This is a genomic window from Nocardia noduli (assembly GCF_019038455.1).
GTDB classification, from domain to species: domain Bacteria; phylum Actinomycetota; class Actinomycetes; order Mycobacteriales; family Mycobacteriaceae; genus Nocardia; species Nocardia noduli.
Window position 1 is genome coordinate 25,063 of the sequence record NZ_JAFMPL010000058.1, and the last position, 22,954, is coordinate 48,016.

24 protein-coding genes and 1 pseudogene are annotated in these 22,954 nt (G+C 67.0%); 6 read left to right on the top strand and 19 right to left on the bottom strand.

What is annotated here, in order from left to right:
* Positions 1-3 precede the first annotated feature (3 nt).
* The 4 genes from JZ792_RS25710 to JZ792_RS25725 form a co-directional block, all read right to left on the bottom strand.
* Positions 4-348, bottom strand: coding sequence for a toxin-antitoxin system YwqK family antitoxin (locus JZ792_RS25710; protein WP_216914238.1), 345 nt, complete (start codon positions 346-348; stop codon positions 4-6).
* Positions 349-455: 107 nt separating this feature from the next.
* Positions 456-1,145 carry an esterase/lipase family protein gene (locus JZ792_RS25715; protein ID WP_216914240.1) on the bottom strand — a complete coding sequence of 230 codons (690 nt, stop codon included), beginning with the start codon at positions 1,143-1,145 and terminating at the stop codon, positions 456-458.
* A 253-nt stretch (positions 1,146-1,398) separates the two neighbouring features.
* Complete coding sequence (locus tag JZ792_RS25720) at positions 1,399-1,935, bottom strand: DUF3145 domain-containing protein (protein WP_109523525.1); 537 nt, start codon at positions 1,933-1,935, stop codon at positions 1,399-1,401.
* A gap of 97 nt (positions 1,936-2,032) precedes the next feature.
* Positions 2,033-2,863 (bottom strand): serine hydrolase domain-containing protein, encoded by an 831-nt coding sequence (locus JZ792_RS25725; RefSeq protein ID WP_216914243.1) that lies wholly within the window; start codon positions 2,861-2,863, stop codon positions 2,033-2,035.
* A 204-nt stretch (positions 2,864-3,067) separates the two neighbouring features.
* On the opposite strand from JZ792_RS25725, the gene JZ792_RS25730 reads away from it, so the two are divergent.
* Positions 3,068-4,261 (top strand): serine hydrolase domain-containing protein, encoded by a 1,194-nt coding sequence (locus JZ792_RS25730; protein ID WP_216914245.1) that lies wholly within the window; start codon positions 3,068-3,070, stop codon positions 4,259-4,261.
* A 146-nt stretch (positions 4,262-4,407) separates the two neighbouring features.
* Here JZ792_RS25730 and JZ792_RS25735 read toward each other — a convergent pair whose 3' ends face one another.
* From JZ792_RS25735 to JZ792_RS25745, 3 genes are all read right to left on the bottom strand, one after another.
* Positions 4,408-5,538: an NDMA-dependent alcohol dehydrogenase gene (locus JZ792_RS25735; protein WP_216914247.1), complete on the bottom strand. Its 1,131-nt coding sequence runs from the start codon at positions 5,536-5,538 to the stop codon at positions 4,408-4,410.
* A 142-nt stretch (positions 5,539-5,680) separates the two neighbouring features.
* The gene (locus JZ792_RS25740) at positions 5,681-6,265 is read right to left on the bottom strand and encodes a DinB family protein (RefSeq protein WP_216914248.1); all 585 of its coding nucleotides are present in this window, start codon (positions 6,263-6,265) and stop codon (positions 5,681-5,683) included.
* A 72-nt stretch (positions 6,266-6,337) separates the two neighbouring features.
* On the bottom strand, positions 6,338-7,402 hold the full coding sequence (locus tag JZ792_RS25745; RefSeq protein ID WP_216914250.1) for a phosphotransferase family protein: 1,065 nt from the start codon (positions 7,400-7,402) through the stop codon (positions 6,338-6,340).
* Positions 7,403-7,482: 80 nt separating this feature from the next.
* On the opposite strand from JZ792_RS25745, the gene pabB reads away from it, so the two are divergent.
* Positions 7,483-9,783, top strand: coding sequence for an aminodeoxychorismate synthase component I (gene pabB / locus JZ792_RS25750; protein ID WP_216914252.1), 2,301 nt, complete (start codon positions 7,483-7,485; stop codon positions 9,781-9,783).
* Here the strand turns inward: pabB and JZ792_RS25755 are convergent.
* Positions 9,713-10,204, bottom strand: a complete 492-nt coding sequence (locus JZ792_RS25755) for a hypothetical protein (RefSeq protein WP_216914254.1) — start codon at positions 10,202-10,204, stop codon at positions 9,713-9,715. The genes pabB and JZ792_RS25755 overlap by 71 nt on opposite strands.
* A gap of 183 nt (positions 10,205-10,387) precedes the next feature.
* On the opposite strand from JZ792_RS25755, the gene JZ792_RS25760 reads away from it, so the two are divergent.
* Positions 10,388-12,304, top strand: a complete 1,917-nt coding sequence (locus JZ792_RS25760) for a TerD family protein (protein ID WP_254190347.1) — start codon at positions 10,388-10,390, stop codon at positions 12,302-12,304.
* 2 nt (positions 12,305-12,306) lie between these two features.
* On the opposite strand, the gene JZ792_RS25765 is transcribed toward JZ792_RS25760, so the two are convergent.
* The 4 genes from JZ792_RS25765 to JZ792_RS25780 form a co-directional block, all read right to left on the bottom strand.
* Positions 12,307-12,645 (bottom strand): Rossmann-fold NAD(P)-binding domain-containing protein, encoded by a 339-nt coding sequence (locus JZ792_RS25765; protein WP_216914256.1) that lies wholly within the window; start codon positions 12,643-12,645, stop codon positions 12,307-12,309.
* Positions 12,646-12,766: 121 nt separating this feature from the next.
* Positions 12,767-13,498 carry a TetR/AcrR family transcriptional regulator gene (locus JZ792_RS25770; protein ID WP_216914258.1) on the bottom strand — a complete coding sequence of 244 codons (732 nt, stop codon included), beginning with the start codon at positions 13,496-13,498 and terminating at the stop codon, positions 12,767-12,769.
* Between the two features lie 53 nt (positions 13,499-13,551).
* Positions 13,552-14,781 carry a cytochrome P450 gene (locus tag JZ792_RS25775; protein ID WP_216914260.1) on the bottom strand — a complete coding sequence of 410 codons (1,230 nt, stop codon included), beginning with the start codon at positions 14,779-14,781 and terminating at the stop codon, positions 13,552-13,554.
* A gap of 259 nt (positions 14,782-15,040) precedes the next feature.
* Positions 15,041-15,334 carry a hypothetical protein gene (locus JZ792_RS25780; RefSeq protein WP_216914262.1) on the bottom strand — a complete coding sequence of 98 codons (294 nt, stop codon included), beginning with the start codon at positions 15,332-15,334 and terminating at the stop codon, positions 15,041-15,043.
* A 233-nt stretch (positions 15,335-15,567) separates the two neighbouring features.
* Between JZ792_RS25780 and JZ792_RS25785 the strand changes: the two genes are divergently transcribed.
* Entirely contained in the window at positions 15,568-15,858 is a 291-nt protein-coding gene (locus JZ792_RS25785; RefSeq protein ID WP_408637366.1) for a hypothetical protein, read from the top strand.
* On the opposite strand, the gene JZ792_RS25790 is transcribed toward JZ792_RS25785, so the two are convergent.
* From JZ792_RS25790 to JZ792_RS43535, 4 genes and pseudogenes are all read right to left on the bottom strand, one after another.
* Positions 15,859-17,139 carry a vWA domain-containing protein gene (locus tag JZ792_RS25790; RefSeq protein ID WP_216914264.1) on the bottom strand — a complete coding sequence of 427 codons (1,281 nt, stop codon included), beginning with the start codon at positions 17,137-17,139 and terminating at the stop codon, positions 15,859-15,861.
* Positions 17,140-17,193: 54 nt separating this feature from the next.
* Positions 17,194-18,267, bottom strand: a complete 1,074-nt coding sequence (locus JZ792_RS25795) for an alpha/beta hydrolase (protein ID WP_308165459.1) — start codon at positions 18,265-18,267, stop codon at positions 17,194-17,196.
* Between the two features lie 139 nt (positions 18,268-18,406).
* The gene (locus JZ792_RS25800) at positions 18,407-18,898 is read right to left on the bottom strand and encodes a TetR/AcrR family transcriptional regulator (protein WP_438804383.1); all 492 of its coding nucleotides are present in this window, start codon (positions 18,896-18,898) and stop codon (positions 18,407-18,409) included.
* Positions 18,899-19,051 (bottom strand): annotated as a pseudogene (locus tag JZ792_RS43535) (TetR family transcriptional regulator); the annotation flags it as partial. It lies immediately after the preceding gene.
* A gap of 91 nt (positions 19,052-19,142) precedes the next feature.
* Between JZ792_RS43535 and JZ792_RS25805 the strand changes: the two are divergent.
* Entirely contained in the window at positions 19,143-19,616 is a 474-nt protein-coding gene (locus JZ792_RS25805; RefSeq protein ID WP_216914269.1) for an Rv1443c family protein, read from the top strand.
* Positions 19,617-19,760: 144 nt separating this feature from the next.
* Here JZ792_RS25805 and JZ792_RS25810 read toward each other — a convergent pair whose 3' ends face one another.
* The 3 genes from JZ792_RS25810 to JZ792_RS25820 form a co-directional block, all read right to left on the bottom strand.
* Complete coding sequence (locus JZ792_RS25810) at positions 19,761-20,357, bottom strand: hypothetical protein (RefSeq protein WP_216914271.1); 597 nt, start codon at positions 20,355-20,357, stop codon at positions 19,761-19,763.
* Positions 20,358-20,660: 303 nt separating this feature from the next.
* Entirely contained in the window at positions 20,661-21,098 is a 438-nt protein-coding gene (locus JZ792_RS25815; RefSeq protein ID WP_216914273.1) for a hypothetical protein, read from the bottom strand.
* A 469-nt stretch (positions 21,099-21,567) separates the two neighbouring features.
* On the bottom strand, positions 21,568-22,146 hold the full coding sequence (locus JZ792_RS25820) for a dihydrofolate reductase family protein (protein WP_216914275.1): 579 nt from the start codon (positions 22,144-22,146) through the stop codon (positions 21,568-21,570).
* 492 nt (positions 22,147-22,638) lie between these two features.
* On the opposite strand from JZ792_RS25820, the gene JZ792_RS25825 reads away from it, so the two are divergent.
* Positions 22,639-22,954, top strand: a 316-nt coding sequence (locus JZ792_RS25825) for a hypothetical protein (protein ID WP_216914277.1), incomplete at its 3' end; no start/stop codon positions are given.

Consider the following 22,954-nt stretch of genomic DNA (forward strand, 5'->3'; position numbering starts at 1 on the left):
CGGTCAACGGTAGACCTTTCGTTTCACCTCGACTCCGGCCTTGTCGTAGGTCACCCATTCGCCGGACTTCTTTCCGCGCTCGAAAAAGCCGTCATCCAAGCGATTTCCGGTGTCGTGCCACCGCTGCCAACGCCCGTGCTGCAAACCGTCGATGAATGCGCCCTGTTGGAGCAGACCACCGGATTCGCGATGCCAGATCCACTCGCCGTCGAGTTGCCCGGAGTCGTACGACCCCCGCGCTTTCACGGACCCGTTCTTGAAATAGAAGGTCCACGGCCCGTGCCGTTCCCCGTCGAGGTATTCACCGACGCCCGACACCGTGCCGTCCTTGAAGTACTCCTCCGCCATCCGATGAGCGTACGAGGATGCGGGCGTGGGATCGATCGCGACACATACGGCGCCGGACGGTCGTGACCCGCGGCGCGGATCACGACCGTCCTGATTCGTCGAAAACGCTAGGCGACGAAGTCTCGGATCTGGCTGATCACCCCGACCGCGCCGAGCAGTGAGACGTGGCCGATGCAGCCGGTGATGGTGTTGGTCGCACCGTCGAGAAGGACACTGTTGTTCGGCGTGATGATCTCGTCGCAGGGCGACCACCAGGTGCCGTACTTGACGTCACCGGGGGTTTCGTCACCGTTGTTCAACTGCTGGAGCATATTCGAACCGGGGCGCATGTCCTCGCAGCCGTCGTCGTAGCAGCCGAGGGCGACGGTGGTGCCGTGGTTGGGCCCGCCGATGGAGACCCAGTCGTCGACATAGCGGGCGCCGTCGAGGAATTTCAGGTACCAGCGAGTGTTCAGGCCGCCCATCGAGTGGCTGATGATGTCGATCTTCTCGGCGCCGGTGGAGGCGCGCAGCGCATCGGCCTCGGCTTTGACCTCGTCGGCGGTCAGCCTGTTCGATTGCGCGGTGTTGTAGGTGAAGGCTCGCAGTTCGTTGGCGCCGTAGCCCGCGGCTCTGAAGCGGGAGATCATGAAATCCCAATTCGAGTCGGCCCCATTCCATCCGTGTACGAAGAGGATCGGATTTCGGGTCGGCGCGGCGGACGCTTGCTGCGGTGTGACCATCAGGACAGCCGCGGCTGTCGCGACGAAAGTGAGTGCGATGATGCCGATTCGGCGCATCGTTGATCGGATTGGCATGCTCGGTCTCCTTGTTCCGTCCGCCGTCTGAGACGGACGCAGCGAAACAGTAACAAACACCTACGCATGTCTCATATGCCTTCGAGCGCACATCGTCCAACTTTTCGAAAGGTGACGTTCAACCAATCGATAGTGTTGAGACAGAACACATCTCGTCGGCTAACCGACCGCGATCACCGAGTTACATCGAGGCGGCCGTCACCGATCACACCGAAGAACGGCGGGCGTACCGAGACGATTCGAAGGGGAGATTTCAGCCGACGTCGCGACGCAACCAGGTCACCTCGGCGCCGATCGGATCCACGCCGGAACGGTATAGCTCGAGATCTTCGTCCCACGGCGTGCCGAGGGCGCGGTCGATTTCGGCGGCCAGATCGTAGGTCGTGTATTTTCCGAGTTCGCGTGATGCCTGGAGCATGGCGCGCAACCGCATCTCACCGAGCGTGACGTCACCGCATGCCGAGGTGGAACCGTGCCACAGACCGAGGGCTGGAACGAAACTGTAGCGCTCGCCGTCGATCCCGTCGCTCGGATCCTCGGTCACCTCGAAGCGCAGCACCGGCCACGACCGCAAGGATTGGGCAATGCGCGCGGCGGTCCCGACGGGGCCGATCCAATCGCTGGTTGCGCGCAGTTGGCCGTCGGCCGGCTGGGTGGTCCACCGCAACTTCGCGGGGGAACCGAGGGCCGAGGTCAGCGCCCACTCCACATGCGGGCACAGCGCGGCAGGCGACGAGTGGATCCACACCACACCCGCCGACACGTCCGCGAACTGACTCGATGCGCGCACCCTGATACCTCCAGCTTCGACGAGGACCGTCTTCCCCAACGAACCCGTCTACAGCTGGCGTTGCCTGAGTGTACTGGAGTGCCCGATGTTACGCGTGTTACTTCGCGAGCGTGTTGCCTTCGTGTGTCGACTCGGCGATGATCGCGTCACTGAGGGTCGGCCACGCGGTTCGCGCCCAGTCGCCGAAATTCTCGTCCGCCAGGGCGATACCCGCCACCCCAATCACCGGATCGACCCAGAGAAATGTTCCCGATTGACCGAAATGGCCATAGGTTCGAGGGGAATTCGTCGCACCGGTCCAGTGCGGTGACTTGCCGTCGCGGATCTCGAAGCCCAGGCCCCAGTCGTTCGGGCGCTGCGATCCGTAACCGGGCAGCACGCCGTTGACCCCGGGGAATTGCACCGATATCGCCTCGGTGTGGGTCTGCTCGGAGATCAGCTGCGGCGAGAGCAATTCCGTCGCGAACCGGACGAGATCGGCGACGGTGGAACGGCAGGCGTGACCGGCCGGCCCCGCAAGCACCGAACCCGTCATCCCGAGCGGGGCGAAGACCGCGTCGCGCAGATATTCCTCGAACGCGATGCCGGTCTGCGCGGTGACGAACCCGGCGAGGACTTCGTAGCCCGCGCTGGAGTAGATCCGTTTGGCGCCGGGCGCGGCGAGGACTTCGGTGGTGTCGAAGGCGATGCCGGAGGTGTGCGCCAGCAGGTGCCGGACGGTCGCGCCGGGCGGTCCCGCGGGCTGGTCCAATTCGATCGCGCCCTCTTCGACCGCGACCAGCACCGCGTAGGCAACCAGCGGTTTGGTCACCGAGGCGAGGGGGAAGACGCGGTCGACGTCACCTTCGGTCGTCACACCGGACGGGCCGAGCACTCCCGCCGCCGCGTGCCGCACCGGCCATTCCCTGATCTGCTCGAGTGAACGCACCCCCCGAGCCTACGAGACGATCCGCGAGGTGCCCGGCGCGGGCGGACAACCCACAGCGTGCCCGCGGTGTCCGGCTCCAACGGACATTCCCGTTCCCGGTTGCCAGGTTCCCGCGATCCAGCCCGAGGATTGTCCGCGTAGACCGGGCCATCCCCGCGACGCACACCCACCAACACCCGGTACCGCCGGTACCATCGACTCACCATGACTGAACAGCCCACGATCCACGGTGATGTGGCGGCCGGTTTCGGCCCCGTCGCCGACGCTTTCCGCCGCAATTTCGCCCAGCACGGCGAAATCGGCGCGGCCGTGGCCGTTTACGCGGGCGATCGTCCGGTCGTCGACCTGTGGGCGGGATACCGCGACCGGCGGCGGACGCTGCCGTGGGAACGCGACACCATCGTGCCGGTGTTCTCCTCGACCAAGGGGATGGCGGCGTTCGTCGTCGCGGCGGCGGTGTCCAAGGGGCTGCTGGATTACGAGGAGCCGGTCGCGACGTACTGGCCCGAGTTCGCGGCACAGGGCAAGGACGCGGTGACCGTCCGGCAACTGATCGACCACCAGGCGGGGCTGTCCGGTCTCGACACGGTGGTGCGACTCGCGCAGATCGCCGATCTCGACGGTCTCGCACCGATTCTGGCCGCACAGAAACCCGCGTGGAAACCCGGCACGCGCCACGGCTACCACGCCATCACACTCGGGCTGTACCAGGGTGAACTGGTGCGGCGCGTCGATCCGGGACATCGCACACTCGGCCGGATCTTCGCCGAGGATTTCGCCGGGCCGCTCGGCCTCGACTTCTTCATCGGCCTTCCCGCCGCCGAACCGATGGAGCGCATCGCCACGCTCGCCGCGGCGCGCGGCCTGGATCTGCTGCGCTACGAACGCGATATCCCGCTGCGGATCGGCGCGGAGATCTACACCAAACGCGGCTATTCGCACGCGGCGCTGACCAATCCGCGCTGCGGCGCGCCCGTGCGGGCGACCCGGCGCGAATTCCTCGAGGTCGAACTGCCCGGGTCCAACGGTGTCGGCAATGCCCGCGCCTTGGCCAAGGTCTACGGCGCCGCGGCCGCGAGCACCGGCGCGCTCCCCGTCGACGACGCGCTCCTGGAACGACTGGCGGCCGCCGACACCGCCGACGATGTTCCCGCCGACGACCTGGTGCTGAAGACCAAGAGCCGCTACCACCTGGGTTTCCGTAAATCACGCGGCACGTTCCGATTCGGCTCGGACAAACGCGCCTACGGCACCACCGGTCTCGGCGGCTCCTTCGGTTTCGCCGATCCGGCGACCGGACTCGGCTTCGGCTATTCGATGAACCGGCTGGGCATGGCGGTCCTCGACGACGTCCGCAGTCGCAATCTGCGCGAGGCGCTGCTGCGCTGCCACATCTGAGCCCGGAACGAACGCGTCATCCACGCGAGCGCCGGGATCCACCGACCAAGGAACAGATCCCGACGCTCGCACGGGCGACGCCGCCGGTGCCCCGCGACCTCGTCGCCGAGATCGCGGCCCGGCTCGCCGCACGATGAGCGCGCGAACTACCAGTCGGCTTCGGTGTAGCGGATGATGCCGCGAATGTTCTTGCCGTCCAGCATGTCCTTGTAACCCTGGTTGATCTCCTCGAGCGAGTAGCTGCGGGTGACCATGTCGTCGAGATTCAACTGCCCCGCCTTGTACAGCGCGAGCAGGCGCGGCGCGTCCTGCCTGGCGTTGCCGCCGCCGAAGATGCAGCCCTTGATCGTCTTCTGCAACATCGACAGCAGGAAGCTGTTGAGTTTGACGTCGCTCTCGTCCATGCGCCCCATCGAGGTGACGACCAGCGTCCCGGCCTTGCCGGTGAGGATCAGTCCCTCTTCGATGTATTCGCCGTGCATCTCACCCATGGTCAGGATGACGTTCTCCGCCATCCGCCCCTCGGTGGCCTCCAGCAGCGGCATGATCGCCTCGGCCATGGAGGCGTAGGCGTGGGTGGCGCCGAATTTCTGCGCCTGCTCGCGCTTCCACGGATTCGGGTCGATGGCGACGACCTTGGACGCGCCCGCGAGTACCGCGCCCTGCAACGCGCTCATGCCGACGCCGCCGATGCCGACGATGACGGCGGTCTCACCCGGCTGCACCTGCGCGACATGGGTGGACGACCCGAAACCGGTCGGCACGCCGCAGCCGACGAGGCAGGCGACCTCGAACGGGATCGTCGGGTCGATCTTGACGACCGAGGTGTGGTGCACCGTCATATACGGCGCGAACGTGCCGAGCAGGCACATCGGGATGACGTTCTGGCCCCGCGCCTGGATCCGGTAGGTGCCGTCGCTGATCGCCTGTCCCATCAGCAGACCCGCGCCGAGATCGCACAGCGCCATATTGCCGCTCACGCACGCCGGACAGCGTCCGCAGGCGGGGATGAACGACAGGATCACGTGATCACCGACCTGTAGATCGGCCGGGCAGTTCGGCCCGAGCGCGGTGATCACGCCCGCGCCTTCGTGGCCGCCCATGACCGGGTAGCCGGGCATCGGTGTGGCGCCGGTGACGATGTGATGATCGGAATGGCACATACCGGCGGTTTCCATCCGGATCTGCACCTCGCCCGCGACGGGATCGCCGACCTCGATCTCCTCCACCGACCACGGCTCTTCGATCCCCCACAGGATCGCGCCCTTCGTCTTCATTCCTGTCGACCCTCTCGAATGCACGTGCTTATATGTGACTGCACCCACAGTACGAGAAAAGTGGAACGCGTTCTAGTACTGACACGGAAATTCCGTGACAACGCCTTCAGACCGAAGGGAACACGTTCCAGAAAGAGCGCCTTCAGCCCCGCACATCGTGCACGTGATGGATCACGTCGTGCGCGAAATACCGGGCCAGTGATTCGACTGTGAAGGCCGAGCCGTCACTGCGTCGCACCTGCCGCCCCCGATCGGCCGGGGGCACCGATTCGATGGCGCGCGCGACGATCTCGGCCGCGTCGACCAATTCCCGCGCCACCGTCGCCGGGTCCTGCTCGCCGTAGCGGTCGGCGATCGCGGTGGCGTCCTGATCCCAATCCGAGAACACCGGAACACCGTCGGCGGCCTCCGCGGCGCTCACCCCGCGCGCGTCGAACGCGGGCACGCGCGGATCGGACGCGACCGTGCGCGCGGCGATCGCCGTGCGGTAGGCGAAGATCCGGCACACGTCGCGCACGTGCGCGGCGTACTCCAGCGGTGACCACACCGAATCCGTCGGCCGCAGTGCCGCTTCGGGGCGGGTCAGCGTCGCCGCCAGCCGTCCCGCGTATTCGCGAGCGAGCGGCGGCACCGCGTCGAAGGCGGTGTCGGCCGCCGCGAATCCGCATTCGGGACAGGTCTCGTCGAGCACCCAGGTCCAGTTCTTGACATCGGGAACGATCGGCATGAACCAATGCTAGGTTTGACTGTATCTATTCGGACATAGATATTCAGCCAATCAGCGCCGAGATCCGGTCGCTCACTCCATGAGTTCGCGCGCCTTCTCGAACAGCTCCAGCGTGACCGCGTGCAGGAAGTCGCCGACCTGTTTCGGCGCCTTGCCCGCGAAGGCCCGCGCGTGCGTCCCCTCGAGCACGATGCCGAGTTTGAAGCACGCCAGCACCGTGTACCAGGGGACCGCGCTCAGATCCCGATCGGAGAACCGGCCGTAGTGCTCGATCATCTCCTCCGGCGTCGGCAGTCCGCCCGCGGCGCCGAGTCTGCCGACCAGCGCCGAACCCGTTGTCCCCGGCACCGGTCGGGTGGCGAGCTGCCAGCCGAGATCGAGCAACGGGTCGCCGATGGTCGACATCTCCCAGTCGACCAGCGCGGCGACCTCGGGGCCGTCGTAGGTGAACATGATGTTGGCCAGATGGCAGTCACCGTGCAGGATTCCCGGCGTCCACCGCTGCGGCCGGTTGCGCTCGAGCCACTCGCCCACCTGCGTCACGCCGGGGATCTCCGGGCCGGGATAGCCCGCGTTGGCCGAATAGGATTCGAGTTCGCCCAGCCAGCGCGGCACCTGCCGTTCCAGGAACCCTTCCGGCTTCCCGTAGTCCGACAGACCGATCGCCCGATAGTCGATGGCGCCGAGCCGTGCGATGGCCTCCACCGCCGACAGGCCCATCTGCCGCCTGATCTCCGGATCGCCCGCGTGCAAATCGGGCAGTTCGTTCTGCGGGTTGAAGCCGACGATCGGCTCCATCAGATAGAAGACCGCGCCGATCACCGATTCGTCGGTGCACGCGGCGATCACCCGGGGCGCGCGCACCTCGGTGCCGTCCAGCGCACGCAACAGCACCGATTCCCTGCGGATGACCTCGTTGCTCTTGGCCCGCAGATGCCGGGGTCCGCGCCGCAGTACATACGAGCGACCACCGCGATCGAACCGGAGCATGATGTTCTGGGTCCCGCCCCCCAGCGATGTCACCCCCTCGAAATCACCGGCGGGCAACCCCTGCTCATCCATCCACTTCCCGACGATCGAGAAGTCGACGACCTCGCGATCCACTTCCACCGGCTGCGCAACAGACATGTCACACATTGTGCACGACACCTCCGCTTAAACTGCGGGCATCCGACAACAGTTACTCGTGACCGGTCAGGCGTAGGGTTTTGCACACCATGCGCACGTTGCTCATCGACAACTACGACTCGTTCACCTATAACCTGTTCCAGCTGATCAGCGAGGTGAACGGGATCGAGCCGACCGTCGTGCGCAACGACGAGGTTCGCGATATCGCCCGGCTGGACCTGGCCGGTTACGACAATATCGTCATCTCCCCCGGTCCCGGCCGTCCCGATATCGCGCGCGATATCGGGATCTCCGCGGCGCTCATCGCCGAGGCGGACCTGCCTTTGCTCGGCGTCTGCCTCGGCCACCAGGGCATCGTCATCGGCGCGGGCGGAGTGGTCGACCTCGCACCCGCCGCCCGACACGGATACCTGGACCGGATCTCGCACAACGGACGCGACCTCTTCGCCGGACTCCCCCAGGATTTCACCGCCGTGCGCTACCACTCGCTGTGTGCCAGGCGGCCGCTGCCCGACGCCCTGGAGATCACCGCGGCGACCACCGACGGCGTCGTCATGGGCGTGCGGCACCGCTCACGTCCGCAATGGGGCGTGCAGTTCCATCCGGAATCCGTCGCGGGCGAGTACGGGGCCGCCCTGCTGCGCAACTTCGCCGAGCTCACCGCACGCCATCACGGTGACCGACGACCGACCCCTGTGACCGGGAGGAAAGCCGAACGCCTGGTCGAGGCGGTGGCGCGATCGGCACCGGCGGGCCGGTCCATGCGCTCGGTACCCGATTCGGTCCGATTCGTCCGCGACGGCGTCGGATCCGGTGGCCCGCGACCGGAACGACTCGACGACGCCACGGTCCGGGTGGGCGAACTGGGCCGCCCCTGGCAGTTGCGGCACCGGGTGATCGAGCGGGCGATCGACACCGAGGCGGCCTTCGTCCGGCTCTACGGTGGTTCCGCCACGGCGTTCTGGCTCGACAGCGAACACGTCGAGCCGGGACTCGACCGCTTCTCCTTCCTCGGCGACGCGAGCGGACCGCTCGCCGAAGTGGTCCGCTACCGGGTCGAGACCGCCGAGGTGATCGTCGAGACCTCCGGGGGCGGCCGCCGGGTCTTCGCGGGCGACGTCCTGGAATATCTCGCCACCGAATTGCGCTGGCGCTGCGCCGATATTCCCGACCTTCCGTTCGATTTCGCCTGCGGTTACGTCGGATATCTGGGTTACGAGGTGAAGGCCGACTGCGGCGCGGCGGCGGCGCACCGCTCGTCCACCCCGGACGCGCAGTGGATCTTCGCCGACCGGCTCGTCGTCGTCGACCACGTCACCGGACACACCCACCTGCTCGCCCTCACCGATACGGCGGCCGAGAGCACGCGAGCGGCGCTCGATTGGCTGCGCGATACCGGCGAAGTGCTGGAATCGCTTCCCACCTGGGTGAATCCGACCACCATCGAGGTCACGCCCGATACCGGAGCGGTCGCCGGACTCTTCGCGCGCGGAAGTGACAGGTACCTGGCAGATATCGCGGTGTGCATGGACAAATTGCGCGTCGGCGAATCCTACGAGATCTGCCTCACCGACAGCCTGACCTTTCCCTCGGACGACACAGTCGAATCCGACGGACTCGACTTCTACCGTGCCCTTCGTCGCTGCAATCCCGCACCGTACGCGGCCTATCTGCGTTTCGACGATCTCGAAATCGCGTGTTCCTCACCGGAACGCTTCCTCAAGGTCGACCGTGCCCGCACCGTGGAGAGCAAACCGATCAAGGGCACCGCACCGCGCGGGAGCACCCCGGCCGAGGACGAACGGTTGCGCAGGGAACTCGCCGACAGTCCCAAGACCCGGGCCGAGAACCTGATGATCGTCGACCTGCTGCGCAACGACCTCGGCCGGGTCTGCCGCATCGGCAGCGTGCACGTGCCCGAACTGATGGCCACCGAGACCTATACGACACTGCACCAGCTGGTCTCGACCGTGCGCGGAACACTGCGTCCCGACGTCGACGTGATCGACTGCGTGCGCGCCTGCTTCCCCGGCGGCTCGATGACGGGCGCCCCCAAGCTGCGCACCATGGAGATCATCGACGAACTCGAAACCGAAGCCAGGGGGGTCTATTCGGGCACCATCGGTTTCCTCGGGCTCGGCGGCACGGCCGACCTCAATATCGTCATCCGCACGGCGGTACGTCACGACGGACGGTGGCGGATCGGGGCGGGCGGAGCCATCGTGCTGGACTCCGATCCCGCCGAGGAGTACCGCGAGATGCTGCTCAAGGCGGCAGCCACCTATCGCGCGGACACCGCACGGCGGGCAGGACCCGAACTCACCGACGCCGCTTCGACGCGGCCGGAGGGGGCGGCTCGGCCTGCCCCGATTTCGCGCCGATCCCGGTGACCCGGCCCAGGATCGAGACGCCGGGCAGCCGTGCGAGCGCGCCGAAGACGTCCTCGCCGAGCGCGATCACCGCTTCCAGCCGGGGCAGCAGCCGGTCGTAGGCGGCGAAAGCCGGGTCGGCCAGGGCCAGGGTGCGATCGAGGCGGTCGATGGTGGAGTTGAGACGGTCGACGGCGATCGTGAGATTGTCGATGAGACTCGGCAGTTGCGCGGCCAACTGCGCGGAGGCGGGCGGCAGCCGCACCGCGGCGTCGAAGGCGTGGCCCGCGGTGAGCTGCGCGGATTCCAGCGCCTGACCGGCCGCCGACTGCGCGGCTTCGACCGCGGCCGTCGCGGCGGCGAGCAGGTCGGCGGGGCGTATCCGAGCACCCGGCGCTCTCGCGGTGGCCCCTTCGTCGTCCGGCCCTTTCGGCGTGGTCATGGACAACACTGTGCCCGAGTTCGGCGGGAACTTCCGGACTGTGCGCTGTGTGTCGCGCACGGATCTGCCTGCGGTTTCACCGCGGGTCATCGGTGTCGGACGCTCGGCCCGCACCGGGGTCGCGGCGGTGACGGCGGCCGAGCCGTCGGGCGTGTCGGAGGGGCGTGGCAATATTCGAGCACGATGAAACTCAGCAAGGGCGCGAACGCGCCGGTACCGACATCTCTTCTAGCCGTGGTTGTTTCATGGCGATCCGAGCATGTCGTCGACGCGCACGCACTGTTGCTGACGGAATCGGGCGCCGTGCGCTCGGATCGCGATCTCGTCTTCTTCAACGCGCCCCGTCACGTCTCCCAGGCCGTGACGATCGATCAGGAACCGGCACCGGGCACGGCGCGGCTGAGTGTGTCGCTGCCGCGTACCGAATCCGAGGTGGCGCGGATCGTGGTGAGCGGTTCGCTCGACGACGGGACCTTCGACGAGATCGGAGACCTCGCGGTGACGGTGTTCGACGCCCGGGGGCCGGTGGCGCGTTTCGACATCGAAGATCCCGACGCGGTCGATGCGATGATGTTCGGTGAGTTCTACCGTCGCGACGAGCAATGGCGTTTCCGCGCGATCGGTCAGGGGTGGACCACCGGACTCGCCGGAATGGTCACCGAGTTCGGTGTCACCGTCGACGACAGCGACGGGCAGGCCGGATCGAAACGCGAGTCGAATCCGTTCGCCAGTCCCGGCCGGACCGACTCCTATCCGGCTGCCCGGTGGACCGACCCGCCCTCGCCCGGCGCGCCGACCGTCCCGCGCGCCCAGCACACCCGGTCCCCCGAGGCCGCCTCGGACCGGGTACCCACCGGGGTCTCCGCCACCTCCGGGACCGATCCCGCCACGGCCGACGATCCTCGCGCGTCGAGCGACACGCCCCGCGGCCCCGTGCCGCCGACCCACGCGGCGACCCGTCCGCACCCGTATCACCGCGCCGTCGATCTCACCCGCCGCTCCACCGAGCGTCTGCCCGCTCCACCGCCACCGCCGCCCGACCAGGAACGGGCCGACTGGCATCGCGATCCCCAGGACGGGGCGCGTATGCGCTGGTGGGACGGCACGCAATGGTCCACGGCGACCCACCCGCGACGGCCCGTCGACGCACGACACTGCACGCGGTGCGGAAACCCGCTGCGCCGCAAACTGTTCGGCGGTCATTCCGGGTGTGATCGGTGCGCCGCCGAGATCGAGGAATTCCTGACCCACTGGGGCACGAGGGCACGGCGGACGCTCACCGCCTCCGGCCCGTCCGGCCCCGAATGGTCGCAACTGTGGGCGACGCTGCGGTATCAGCGCATCGACGAGAACATCGGCCGGACAATGCTTCGGGAACCGGGTCTGGGCTATGTCGAGCGACTGGCGACCTTCGCCTTCGCCGACGGGGAGATCGCCCAGCCGGAACTGGACGCCTTCGAAGCCGCCGTCGACGAGCTCGCGTTGACCGGTCCGCTGATCGAGGATCTGCGCAGGCGGATGCACCGCGGGCGGGTGCTGTCGCGGATGCGCGAAGGAGAACTGCCGGTGGTGCGCACGCCCGGGCTGCACCTGGATCCGGAGGAACGGGTGCATCTCGACCTGCCCGCCACCCACGTGCGCCACCTGGCTCGCGGCCCGAAGGTCACCAACGGACGACTGATCGCGAGCAATAAGAAACTCCGGTTCGTCGGCGCGGGCGCGGGCACCGAAATGCCGTGGAACCGGGTGGTTTCGGTGCACGTCGAACATGATTCGGTGATCATCGCGGCGACCTCGGCGCGCGGCGGCGCGATCTTCGACGTCGCCGACCCCGACTACGTGGCCGCCGCACTGGAGGGTGCGCTGCGGGTGGCGAAACGCCTGGTCCTGACCCCGGGACAACTCGATTCGCGCAGTATCCCGCAGGAGGTGAAAGCCGAGGTGTGGCAGCGCGACGGCGGTAAATGCGTGGAATGCGGCAGCGGGCACTACCTGGAGTTCGACCACGTCATCCCGCTCAGCCGCGGCGGAGCGACGAGCGCGTCGAATCTGCAAATACTGTGCCGGTCGTGCAACCGCACCAAGGGTGCGCGGATCTGAGATCAGCACGCGTACGGATTTCCCTCGTGCGCGGCGACGTACCGCGCGAACGTCACGGTGCCGTCCCGATGGTCAGGGCAGGTGTTCACACCGCGACGGAACGCGCGCGCGACCCGGCCCGGCAGCCGAAGCCGGACGGTACGTCGCGGGACACCGTGGGCGGCGCGCCACACCTGGACCGACTCTCCGAGCGTGAGCACCTCCGGCCCGCCGAAATCGGCGGCCCTGCCCACCGGTTCGCCGTCGGCGAGTTCCGCGACCCGTGCCGCGACCTCGGGGGTGGCGACGGGTTGGAATCGGAAATCCAGGGGTAGCGGGGCGATGGGCAGTTTCGCGGCCACGCTCAGCGCGGCGGCGACATGCGGGCGACAATCCGCCGTCGGCGTCTCGGGTTTCGGTCGGCAGCGGCCTCCGCATCGGCCGACCGTGGCTACGGTCGGCCGCGGTTGGCCGGGACCGCGCTCAGCCCGAGACCAGCCCCGCCGTGCGCCCCAGATCGGCGAGCATCGCGTCGAACAGGAATTCCGGATTCGACAGCGGGATCGGATAGTTGCCGAACACCTCGAGGGTCACGTGCCCGTACAGGCGGGCCCAGATCTGGATCATCAGATAGGTGACGCCGAGATCGAGTTTCTCGGCCGGAAATTTCTGCCCGGCTTCGGACAGGGCCCCCAGCAGTTCGGTCTGGAACAGGACGAGATCCTCGCGCAGTTCCCCCGGGATGACGTCGGTCGGCGGCGTCACGATGTCGTAGGTCGCGAGCAGTCGGCCCGCCGCGGCCAGGAACACCCGGCCGAAAGGCTCGTCGAAACGCCGCATCAGTGCCGTCCGCCCGGTGCCGGGCGAGGCGAATACCAGGGTGTATTCCGAGGTATGCGCCAGCGCCCAGCGCCGGAAACCCCGGCAGATGGCGAAGAACTGGATCGCGCCGTCGTCGGGCAGGGTGGCGATCTCGGCGGTCAACTCGTCGGCGAGATCGGCACAGAACTCGAGCCGCAGACTTTCCAGCAGGTCGTCGCGGCTCTTGTAATACCGATACAGCGCGGGCGCGGTGATTCCGAGATCGCGCGCGATGGCACGCAGGCTCAGTGCGTCGGGACCGTGCTCGACGAGTAGCGCGCGGGCGACCCGCCGGATATCGGCGTCGGTGACGACCGGCGCGCGGCCACGCGGTTTGGGTTGTGTCTGTCCCACGGCATCCCGCCTCGAATGTCGCCCGGGCACCGTTGCGCGGGCTCACCCTCGATTCAAGCGTATTCGACTTCCCACCGCTTGATTCCGTTGAGCCAACCCGAACGCAATCGCACCGGATCGGCGATCTGGCGCATATTCGGCATCGCGTCGGCGATGGCGTTGAACATCAGATCGATCTGCAAGCGGGCCAGATTCGCGCCGACGCAGTAGTGGGTTCCGGTACCGCCGAATCCGACGTGCGGATTGGGATCGCGCAGCACATCGAAGGTGAACGGATCGGCGAATCCCTCCTCGTCGAAATTGGCCGAGCTGTAGAACAATCCGACCCGCTGCCCCTTCCCGATCGCCTGCCCGCCGATCTCGGTGTCCTGGGTGGCGGTGCGCTGGAACGCGGTCACGGGGGTGGCCCACCGGACGATCTCGTCCGGCGCGGTGCGCGGACGCTGCTGTTTGTACAGCTCCCACTGCGCCGGATTGTCGATGAAGGCCTTCATGCCGTGGGTGATCGAGTTGCGGGTGGTCTCGTTGCCCGCGACCGACAACAGGATGACGAAGAAGGCGAATTCGTCCGAACCGAGCTGTTCACCGTTGATATCGGCGTTGATGAGCTGGGTGACGATATCGTCGGCCGGACACCTGCGCCGCTCCTCGGCCATATTCCAGGCGTAGCCCATCACCTCGGCGGTGGCGACGTGGTGATTGCCGTCGAACTCCGGATCGTCGTAGGAGATCATCTGGTTGGTCCAGTCGAAGAGTTTCTTGCGATCCTCCTGCGGAATGCCGATGAGTTCGGCGATGGCCTGCAACGGCAGTTCGCAGGCGATCTGTTCGACGAAATCACCGCGGCCGCTCTTCTTGGCCTCGTGCACGATCCGCGCGGCGCGTTCGGTGAGCGCGGCACGCAGGCTCTCCACCGCGCGCGGGGTGAACCCCTTGGAGATGATGCGGCGGACCTTGGTGTGCTGCGGCGGGTCCAGATTCAGCAGCAGCATATTGCCGAGCATGTCGATCTGTTCGCGCGTGGTCTCCTCGTTGAACCTGATGATCGCGGTGTTCTCGTGCGAGGAGAAGATCTCGGGTTTCTTCGAGATCTCCTTGATGTCGGCGAGTTTGGACACCACCCAGTAGCCGCCGTCGTCGAATCCGCTGGCCCGGTCGGGTTGGGCGCACCACCACACCGGCGCGGTCCTGCGCAGTTCGGCGAATTCCTCGATGGGCAGGCGGGTGGCGAGCAGGTCGGGGTCGGTGAAATCGAATCCGACGGGAATCGAGGTAACGGTCACGGCAATCTCCCTACCGGTCTGTTCTACAGACCTCACAACGCTGTGTCGGCCGGACGGTGCCGTCGGGAGCCCACGCTCGAATGGGTCCGATCACGCGGCGGGCAGATCGCTCGCACCGCCGTGTATACGCCGTCCAAGGAGATGGAATCACACTCCGGAGAGTTTGTGAACAGTATTTAGTAAATCGTGTTCACTTTTCTCGGCGCACGCATGTGCCGCCGGTTTCCGCCGAGGAGCAGGGAGCTACCCGGGGCCTCCGTCAGGCGCCGATCACCGCGTTCATGATGGTGCCCGCGCTGGTCGCGACCACCCCGCCGATCATGGCTCCGGCCACCATCTTCGGCGATTCCAGACCGCTGCCCTGCCACTTCTCCCAGGCGAACTTGCCTCCGGCATAGACGATCGCGAGGATTCCGGACAGCATGGCGAACCAGGTGATGTAGCGAACGAACTGCATGATCTTGTCCGACAGGGGCGGCGCTTCGGGAGTCGGGTTACCGATCTGGGCCAGTGTTGCGACGCCGTCGCCGAATGTTGTCAGCACGATACTCACCGCGAGATCCTCCCTGTATCCCCCGAAGGGCGAAAGCTGCTCGGGTGCCGAGGCATTCGCCGACGACACCGCCGGGCGGAACCACCGGCCACGACGAACCGGTGACCGGCCGCCGCGCAGTACCCATCATCCAGAGCGACTCGGTCTCGTGCAACCAGGCGCCTGCGTCGCCCCCGAGAACCCGATACCATCCATAGGGACGCCCCACCGGTCCCGAGCCCGCCCGAATCAGAATGAGCAGCACGCCAATGATACTGGTCTCCACCTATGACGTTCTTGCCCAGATCGGCAACCCCTCGCCCGAGGCGCCGCCCGTAGCCGACAAGATCCTCCAACTCGTCCAGTACCTGACCTGGTTCGTCCTGCTGTCGGGCATCATCGCCATCGTCTACGCGGGTGGTCGATTCGCCTGGGAGAAGTGGTCCGGTGGTGGTCTGGAATCACCGAAGATGGTGGCCGGAGCGATGATCGGCGGGGTGGTCGCGACCAGTGCGGGCACCATCATGAATGCCGTGATCGGCTGATCAGGCGGTGATTCCGGCCGCGCGGGCGGCGCGAAGCCAGTCCGGGAACTCACCGAGCATCCTGGCGTAGAGTTCGCCGTCGTCGACCTTGTCGATATCGTCGAGCGCGAAGAAGCCCGCGTTGTCGACGATTCGGCCTTCCAGTTCATCGAGGCTGCGCAACAGACCGTAATTGGCCTTACCCAGTCCGACGAACTGCCAGAACGCGGGCAGATGCGAGGCTTCACGCATCAATTCGGCGATTTCACGTTTCTTCGCGAATCCGCCGTCGGTGAAGAACAGCACCAGCGTCGGCAGGTCGCCGGGGCGCAGCGAGTCGATGATGTCGCGCATGATCGGCACTTCCTCGTTGCGCGCGCCGAGCGCGTGGTAATCGATACCCTCGTGTATTCCGCCCAGGTGCAGGAAGGTCTGCGCCCACTGCTCACCGTGCTGCACGGCGATATCGGGCAGTTTGACGAACATGCGCGCGTAGAGATACGCCTCCAGGGTGCCGTCGCCGTCGAGCTGGGTGGCGATCGGGATCATCCGTTCGACCACCCGGTGCACCACCCGATTTCGGTACTGCGCGAGCATGCTTCCGGTCTTGTCGATGACGAGCACCACCCTGGCGCGGATGTCCGAGGCGGACTTCTGCTCCAGTACCTCGGCGACGGCGCGTTTGCGCAGGTCGAGTTTCGCGCGCTTCTCCAGCGACAGCGCCGCCTCACCCGGGACGGTGCGCACCCGCGGTCCGGCGGCAGCGGGCGGTGTCGCGACCGCATTCGTGGCGGCGGGTTCGGCGGCATCGTCCACACTCACACCGTGATCGGTGACCAGCGCCGCGAAGCCGCCCGCGTACCCCTGCCCCACCGCCCGCACCTTCCACTCGGCGCCGCGGCGATAGAGTTCCAGCGCGATCACGACGGATTCGCTGCCGAGCCCGTCGATCGAATACTCGTAGAGCAGATTTCCGGTGGCGTCGGCGACGGTCGCGACGGGGGCCGCCAACTGCCCGAAGGTGGCCCGCTGATCGTCGAGGGTGATCACGACACGGACCTGCGCGATATCGGCGGGAATCTCCGCCGGTGACAGCGTGAGCGAGGCGGGCGTGCCCGGCCGCAACCGCACCCCGGGTGCGTCGGGCTGGTTGAAGAAGACAAAATCGGCGTCCGAGCGGACCTTGCCGGATTCGGTGACGAGCAGCGCGGAGACGTCGGCGGGGGCGGCGAGCCGCACCGACACCTCGGCGCGCGGAACCGATAACGGGCCGTTCTGCCCTTTGACCAGCGAATGAACCACCGAGACTCCTGTTTTCGACGCGTCGGAGCTCAGCGTACGGCAGCGAGCATCCGGCTACTCGTGAAGCGCCGCCCGCAGAACCGGCCACGAATTGTGCAGATCCTCCTGCCAGTACCCCCACGAATGGGTGCCGTTCTCCCGGAAATCGAACGTCGCCGCGATCCCCAATTCCTGGAAACGGTCGCGCAACTGCTGCGTGCAGGACCACGTCATCGCGTCGAGCGCACCGCCGATGAGCAACTGGTCCAGCAGTTTTCGGGAATCCGAATCGATGCCTGGACCGTTCATGGTGTCGAGCGGGCCCGGCTGCCCGGTGCCGGTCGACACGTAGATGACGGTGCCGCGCAACCGTTCGGCATGCAGATACGGGTCGTTGGCGGCCCACGCCGGATCCGACGGCGGCCCCCACATATTCGCCGGATTGCCGCGTTTGCCGGTCACGATGGTGCTGACCATCGCCTGCCCGAGTGGATCACTGGTCCGCACGCAGCCGCTGTAGGAGCCGATCGCGCGATAGAGCCCCGGTGCGGCCAGCGCCATCCGGAACACCGCCGAACTCGCCATCGACAGTCCCGCGATGGCGTTCACCCCGTTGCCGCCGAACGCCGAATCGATGATCGGCGGCAGCTCGCCGGTGAGGAAGGTGGTCCAGCGCTGCTTGCCCATCACCGGATCCTCGGCCCGCCAATCCGCGAAGAACGTGCCGCCGCCACCGACCGGCATCACCACATTCACCCGCTCACCCGCGAAGAACTGTTCCGCGTCGGTCTTGGTGAGCCAGTTGCTCCCGTCGCGCCACTGCCCCGTCTCGCTACCGCCGTCGACGCCGTTGAGCAGATACAGACTCGGCGCGGCCGTCGATTCGTCGGCCGCCGGGAGCACCGCGACGTGTACCTCGCTGCCCATCGCCTCCGAACGCACCGTCAGATTCACGACCCGTCCCGGCCCCGCCTCCGCCGCCGTCAATCGGGAACCGTCGGGCGCGGGCCGTGCAGTCGCCATGGCGCGCGCCGCGACCGACGTCCGCGGCTCGGCCGCCGCCGACCAGCACAGCGCGTCGGCCCCCACCACAACGGCGACGAGAAGGACCGCGCCGCGCACAGCGGCCAGTCCACACCGGACACCCACGCGGCACCTCCATCGACGCGGCATCTTTCGGCCCGACCCTAGCCCCGTCGAACGCACCGCGACGTCGCCCGGCGCGCCTTTGGCTCATCTCGTCAACCCGAGCGTCCGTCATTGGCACAGAACACAATCGCGCGCCGGTTCACCCCGGCGCCGAGGACGGTTCGGCATGCTCGCGGCGCAGATACGCACCGAGCAGAACGACCAATTCGTCCTCGAGTTGCCCCGACTCCACCGGCACCCGCGCGGTGATGAGCCGATGCACGAGCGACTCCACCGCCGCCACGACGATCCGAGCACCGAGTGCGTTGTTCGTGACAGCCACCTCCGGATGACCGTCGAGCAGATGCGCGACCGCGCCGACGGCCAGATTCTCGCTGTCGTGCAGCCGGGCCAGCAGCTCCGCCGAACGCGGAGCCTCCTCGAACAACACCCGGTGCAATCCCGGATCGGCGCGATGATTGTCGATCGTCGCGCCGATGAACAGCCGGAGGATGTCGTCGAGTCGCGCGGGCAGACCGCCCGCGAGCCGTTCCCGCAGAATTCGGCCACCCGCGTCGATATGCTCCTCCATCAGCGCGCGCAGTATCGCGTCCTTGTTCGGGAAATATTGGTACAGCGACCCGATCGACACCCCGGCCCGCTCCGCGATCCGATTGGTCGTCCCCGCCGCGTACCCGTGCTCGGAGAAAACGTGAGCCGCCGCATCGAGGATCCACCGCCTCGTCCGGGCGGCACGCTGCTGTTTGGGCTGCTTACGCGGCCGAAACCGGTCCGTCGGCGTGATGGCGGCCTCCCCTGTCGAAAGCGAGTAGTCGGCCTACCCATGATCACACAGAATTAGGCAACCCTAACTACCTATCCGGCGGGAGACCACGATGCGAACCATCCGATTACAGACCGAACTGCCGACCGACGCCGACCGGGTCTGGCAGGCGATGCGGTCACCGGCCACATTCCTCTACCTGTGCCGCGGACTGTTCGGCATCCCCGCGCTCGCCGGACGCGTCGAACCGTTCCGCGTCGGCGAACGCGGCACCGCATGGCTGTTCGCGTTCCACATCATTCCCGCCTACCGGCACACCATCGGCGTCATCGACATCGACGACGCCACCACGACGATTCGTTCCAACGAACACGGCGGCATCCTCGAGACCTGGAACCACACTCTGCACGTCGAGCGACTCGGCGCGGACCTGTGCCGCTACACCGACACCGTCGAGATCGACGCGGGATTCGCGACGCCGGTCGTGGCCCTGGTGGCGGTCGGGATCTTCCGCTATCGGCAACGGCGGTGGCGGAAACTGGTCGACAAGCATCTGCTGCGGCAGGGGCCCGCCTATGAGAGATGAGCGCCGGGATCCCGCTGCGTATTTCGGTCAGGTGGTCGTCGAGGTGTGCCGAGGCCGGGATTCGGGTACGCGAATTTCATCAGTATGTCCTGCGCCGCACAATGATCGGAGGAGTTCACCGTGCGGAAACTCGATAGGAAACCGTCATCGACGGAACTGGCCGCCTTCGTGTTCGCGTTGCTCGTCGGATTCGGGGTAGCTGCTTTTTGGGGCTCCCTCGTGTCGGGTATCGCGGTTGCGATCGCGGTGGTCATCGGGGGTTTCGCCTTCTTCTATACGCGAAAGGCTTGATGTCGACTGCGGTTCGAGGGTTCCGGTGCGTGTCCGGGGCCACCGGATCAGCGCTTCGCAACGCCGTCGACCGGTGTCGGCGGTCGGCGTCGGCGGTCGGCGTCGGCGGTCGGCGTCGGCGTCGGCGGTCGGCGTCGGCGTCGGCGGTCGGCGTCGGCGTCGGCGGTCGGCGTCGGCGTCGGCGGTCGGCGTCGGCGTCGGCGGTCGGCGTCGGCGTCGGCGTCGGCGGTCGGCGTCGGCGTCGGCGTCGGCGGTCGGCGTCGGCGAGCAGCGGGCAGCGAGCAGCGGGCAGCGGGCAGCGGCGGCATGCAGCGGTTGCGCTTGGCGGGCGGCTGAGCGGGTCTGGTTGCGGTTGGCGGCGGCGGTCAGCGTCGACGGGCGGCAGCAGCGGGCGGCTGCGAATTCCCGGACCCACACCGTGCGCGGCCGCCGACCCGCTCCGCAGAACAATGCGACTCTTCGCCGTCGATAGCTGTCGGAGCGCGCTACAGGATCAGCGGCATCTCGAATTCGGTGCGGGGATCATGGGGCGCGACCGTGCTCCGAATACCTGTGCGGCGGACCCCGTGGGGCGCGCCGAACAGGTACAGAGGGCCTCGAGGTTGCTGACCGCTTCTTCCTCGGTCAGCGGTTCACCGCCGTCGGTGGCCTGGTCAGGGCGCTGGTCAGGTCGTCGGTCGGATCGGCGGCCTTCTTGCGCACCAGGGTGGTGAAATAGGACCGCTGACGCGTGACCCGCCGGGTCAGCCGTGGTCAGTCCACGTGGAACTCGATCGTGCCCGGCTCCGGCAGATGCGCGGTGCCGACGGTCAGGGTGGCGGTGAAATGACCGACACCACCGGGGCGGAACATCGCCGAACGGCCGATTCCCCAAGAGCCCGGGCCCGGCACCGCGACGGTGCGCGAACCTGTCTCACCGGTGTCGAGGTTGCGCCAGTCGAGCGTGATCGGCACCGAGCAGGCGCCGACCCCGTAGGTATTCGACCGGACCAGGAAACTGGCCAGGCCTCGACTTTCCGGGCCGACACCCGCGTCGATCTGCGCGAGGCAGAGACCGCCTTCGGCGAGGGCGTAGACGGTCGGGAAGTTACGCACGTCGTAGACCGCCGAGGCCGGTGCGGCAGTGGCGCACAACCCCGCCGCGGCAACAGAAGCGATGCCGATCGTCAAGGCTGACCGTGTTGAATTCATCGATATCCTTTCGGGTGAATCCGTGCTGACCGGGCTGGGGAGAAAGGTCTTACGAAGGACTACCCGTGTATCGACATAGCGAACAATTTGGTACACCAATGGAATTGGGGTCGTGTGAGCGGCGATACCAGCGTGGTATCGAGCTGTCGACAGCTCGAGACCCAGAGCCTGGAACCTCTGTTCGAGTTTCGAATAGTTTGCCGACTTCCGCCGGAGTCGGAGGCACGTCGTATTCGAGGCGGAATCGGCCCAGATTCTCATGCCGAATCGGGCCCGGATTCGGGTTCCACTGATTCCACTGCGGACTGGAAGCGTCGACGAACCGGCAGCAACGGCGGGGCCTACACCGCCGGGCACGGCGTTGGAGTACCGACCAACACGTCGCAGGCAATCGCTACACGGAACCCCGTCGCCCACCGTCCGCAACGGCAGGCCGGCTCGCAAGGCGGGTCCACCCCCGGCATGGACCTCAGCCGTGCAGGGTGGGCCGGTAGACGAGTTCTTGGATATTGCCGTCCAGTGTCCGGCTCTCGATCAGCTCCAGGTCGAAGTCGGCCGCGCCTCGGAAGATCGGGTCGGAACCGGTCCGACCTGTGATGACAGGGAAGATCGTCACCTGGACGCGGTCGACCAGACCTGCGGCCATCAGCGCCCGGTTCATCGACAAACTGCCGTGCGAGCGCAACGGCACCTCGGACTCCTTCTCGAGCCGGGCGACGACATCGACGGCATCACCGCTGACGACGGTCGCGTCCGGCCAATCGAGAGGTCCCTCCAGGGTGGTCGACACCACCGTCGCCGGGAGACTCCTCATCCGGGTGACCCAGGGATCGCCTACCGACTCCTCGGTAGCGTCGGCCAGAATCTGGGTGAACGCCCGATAGGTGTTGGCCCCGAACACCATCCGCTGCTCCGCCTCGTACAGGTCGAGTCGGTGGTCGAGCAATTCGGGACCTTGTTTTCCCCAGTAGCCGCCCCAATCGCCGCTGCTGGCGGTGCCGTAGCCGTCGAGGCTGGAAAAGACATCGAAAGTGTAAGTAGCGGTCATGACGTCTCCTCGGTGCGTTGATCCTGTCTATGGGTAAAGACCGGGGGCAACGGCGAAACTCATCGCCGGTGGCCTCCCGGAGCCCGGCTGCCCCGGATGCGGTGCAGGGCCCCGACCGCTGCGGTCGATCAGCGGTGACAGTGTTTGCGGCCGTGCTGGCACGCCGGATGCGTCTTGATGGCTCAACCTCGCGAGCAGGCGAGCGTGTATCCGCAGTTCAACCTCTGGTCGATGCCCGAGCGACCCGCCACCTTCACAATGCGGCGTGGGACCGCACGGACCAGCAGCCGAGCTTCCGGCCGACGCAGTGTCCGGCCTCCCACGAGCACAAGCCGTGCTCCGATGCTCAGGAAATCACCCGGGAACCGAATGCGGCGACTCTGAGAGAGAATGTAGAGGTGAGTGCAATCGGCAATGAGATCAGATATGAACTCGATGAACCGACAATCGGCGAATCGACGGCCACAACCGAACTCGACGGCGGCTGACCCCATGTCTGATCAGGAAGTACCGGGACGGCATTCCGCGCCACGGGTCGAAGGGAAGAGATCCGACGCGCGGGACCAGCTACGCCGGGAACTCGAAGGAATGAGGTCCGCCGAAACCGATTCGACGGGGACCGGAGAAGGCGCGTCGAAAGTCGTCCGGCTGCCGCGTCGCCCGCGTCGCGTGACCGATGACGCCGACGGTCGTCCCCACAAGACCTGGCGTTCGGAAGGTGACAGCGTCTCCGACCCGCCACCGACCAGGCCCGTGCTCCGCTCGGAACTACAGCGCGAGACAGGGTGGTGGCCGGTCGACCCAGGCC